The organism is Deinococcus sp., assembly GCF_030523985.1.
Classification (GTDB): Bacteria; Deinococcota; Deinococci; order Deinococcales; family Deinococcaceae; genus Deinococcus.
The window spans coordinates 1,369-3,416 of the sequence record NZ_JAUNHK010000131.1; the positions used below are offsets into that span (position 1 = coordinate 1,369).

Genomic DNA, 2,048 nt, shown 5'->3' on the forward strand with positions numbered 1-2,048 from the left:
AGCAGGCAGCGGGGCTGGGTGTAGCGGGGCACCAGGTTGCCCAGTTCGCCAAGTTGGTCGAGAACGCCGCGCAGCATGGGGCGCAGTGTAGACGCAAGTCGCGGGGGCGAGTGTGGCCGAAGGTGTCCTCCCTGCCCAGACGAGGCGGCGCGGTGGGGCGCGGGATGGGCATAGCCTCGCGGCATGGCTGTTGCCCCTTCTTCCGTCCCGTCCCTGCCCGGCCTGCGTGCCGCCGACACGCCGCTGCCCCACGAACAAGCCCTGAGCGACCTGCCACTGACCGTGCTGGTCGGGGTGACGGGCGTGGGCAAAAGCACTGCGCTGACTGCCCTGCAAGCCGCCGACCCCGCGCTGAAGGTGCTCCCCGACCGCCGCGAAGTCACCGACGCCGTGATGATTTGGCCGCTGGCCGGTGGCCCGGTGGCTGACCGGGAGGAACGCTTTCGCCTGACCGCCCGCTACCGCGAAACCCACCCCGGCGGCATGGCGCAGGCCCTCGGCTCGCTGCTGGCCGACACGCGGCATTGGGGCGAAACCCCCGTGTTCGACGGACTGCGCGGTGAGGAAGAAGTCAGTTACGCCGCCCAGCATTTTCCGCGCTGGCGCTTCGTGGCGCTCGGTGCGCCGGACGCGGTGCGGGTGCGCCGTCTGCTGGGCCGGGCCGATGCCTTCGACCAGATAAAAGCCGAGCGGGTGCAGGCGGGTCACGCGGACGACCTCCGCAGGGCTCTGGGCGACCTGCGCAGCGTCGGGGACGTGTTCTCGGCAGACGAACTGGACGGTCTCGCCGCGCTGGTGCAGGAGGGGCATACTCCCGCCGACATCCTCGCCAAGACCAAAATCGTGGTGAGCGAGCGGCGCAACTACGACCCCGCCGCCGCCGAAGCCGCGTTGCGTGCCTTGCCTGCCCAGCGGGCGCTGGTGCTCGACACCGTGGCCCTCTCGCCCGAACAGGTCGGCGCGGCAGTGCGCGAGTGGGCCGGGGGGCAGGCATGAGCGCTGCTACCATTGCCCGCATCGAAGCCATTCCTTACCGCCTGCCGCTGACCTCGGCGCTGGCCTGGGGTGCCCACTCGGCGCTCAGCGTGGCGGAGCACGTTCTGGTGCGCGTCACCCTCTCGGACGGCAGCGTGGGCGTGGCCGAGGCGACCCCGCGCCCGACCATCTACGGCGAGACGGTGAGCAGCGTGGCGGGCATCTTGCGTCACCTCGAACCCGCGCTGCTGGGGCTGGAGATTACGGACGAAGCGGGCCTCAGTCACGTGCGAAACAGCGTCGCCAACAACCACACCGCACGCGGCGCCCTCGACATGGCGCTGCACGACGCCCGCGCCCGCGCCGCCGGGCACACCCTCTTCGACCGCTGGCTGGGGCCGAAGACGCGGGTGCGCGTCAGCTTCATTCTGGGCATCGCCAAACCTGCCGACATGCTGGACGAGGCCGAGCGGGTCGTGGCGGCGGGCGTGCGCTGCCTGAAGGTCAAGGTGGGCCGCAACTACACCCAGGATTTGGAAGTCATCCACGAACTGCGCCGCCGTTACGGGACGGACGTGCAACTGTACGCCGACAGCAACGAAACGCTGACGCCCGAACTCGCGCCCACCGTGCTGGCGGCCATGCGCGACGCCGGACTGACCTATGTCGAGGAGCCGCTGCCCGCCCGCAATCTCCGCGCCCGCGCCGAGTTGCACCGTCAGGGCGTGCTGCCCATCGTGGCGGACGATTCGTGCTTTACGCCCGCCGACCTCGAACGCGAACTCGATTTCGACACTTTCGACGTGCTGAACGTCAAGACCGCCCGCAACGGCTTCACCGACGGCCTGCACATGCTCAAAGCCGCCGCCGCGCAGGGCAAACGCGGCATGGTGGGCAGTCAGGCGAGTACGGGACTGGGCACGCTGCACGCCGCGCTGCTGTCCACCCAGGCCGAAGTCACCGAGCCGTGCGAACTGAGTTTCGTCCTCAAGTTGCAGGACGACCTGCTCAACCTGCCCATCCGCTTTGAGGACGGCTGGCTGGACGTGGCCGGGCTGCGCGACCATGCCCTC

General features: G+C 70.0%; 3 protein-coding genes. 2 read left to right on the forward strand and 1 reads right to left on the reverse strand.

Annotated features, from left to right (window positions below):
* Positions 1-185 (reverse strand): hypothetical protein (locus Q4C89_RS13450; RefSeq protein WP_303103135.1); only part of this gene is annotated, 185 nt, incomplete at its 3' end.
* Between Q4C89_RS13450 and Q4C89_RS13455 the strand changes: the two genes are divergently transcribed.
* Both Q4C89_RS13455 and Q4C89_RS13460 read left to right on the forward strand, forming a co-directional pair.
* Entirely contained in the window at positions 184-996 is an 813-nt protein-coding gene (locus Q4C89_RS13455) for an ATPase (protein ID WP_303103136.1), read from the forward strand. The two genes, Q4C89_RS13450 and Q4C89_RS13455, sit on opposite strands and share 2 nt — an antisense overlap.
* Positions 993-2,048: enolase C-terminal domain-like protein (locus tag Q4C89_RS13460; protein WP_303103137.1), on the forward strand; the 1,056-nt coding region annotated here is incomplete at its 3' end. The genes Q4C89_RS13455 and Q4C89_RS13460, both read left to right, overlap by 4 nt.

Excerpts from the sequence above, each read along its gene's own strand:
- Q4C89_RS13455 (WP_303103136.1), top strand. The coding sequence starts at position 184 with ATGGCTGTTGCCCCTTCTTCCGTCCCGTCCCTGCCCGGCCTGCGTGCC.